The 439-nt window shown below is 43.5% G+C and carries 1 protein-coding gene; it reads left to right on the top strand.

Features of this window, described 5'->3' with window-relative positions; genetic code table 11:
* Window positions 1-231: 231 nt before the first annotated feature.
* Window positions 232-439, top strand: a 208-nt coding sequence (locus tag AB4585_RS24855) for a bile acid:sodium symporter (RefSeq protein WP_372171418.1), incomplete at its 3' end; no start/stop codon positions are given.

The following is a 439-nucleotide window of genomic DNA, read 5'->3' as shown; positions in this document are numbered from 1 at the left end:
GTATTTGTTAACGCGCTTATTAACGCACTAGTGAAGGCAAGCTATTAGGCTTGCCTTTTTCTTTTCCCTATTCCTTCCATTTGAGTTTTATACCCGTCTTTTTGATAGCGTAATCAGAGCAAAGTCGTTAGGATCAGTGTGTCCGATATCGCCTGTGTAGGCAGCATTCAAACGATAAAAGTGTGTATGAGCATCATCAATAAATTTAAAAAAGAATGGTTTCTTGTAGGGATGGTAGTGGCCATCGTTTTAGCGGTGTTTACCCCAGATTTAGGAAAAAGTGGCGGGGTATTGCACCTCGATACCATTACCGTTTTAGGCATTGCCTTGGTTTTTTTCCTGCATGGCTTGGGGTTGTCGCCAAAAGCTATTGTTGAGGGGCTATCTAACTGGAAGCTACATCTCTATGTGCAGGGCGCCACCTTTGTCGCTTATCCGC

It is taken from the genome of Vibrio sp. 10N.222.49.C9, from assembly GCF_041474985.1.
Taxonomy (GTDB): domain Bacteria; phylum Pseudomonadota; class Gammaproteobacteria; order Enterobacterales; family Vibrionaceae; genus Vibrio; species Vibrio crassostreae_C.
Note: the sequence above shows the minus strand (reverse complement) of the source record. Positions and strands in the feature narration are given on the sequence as shown.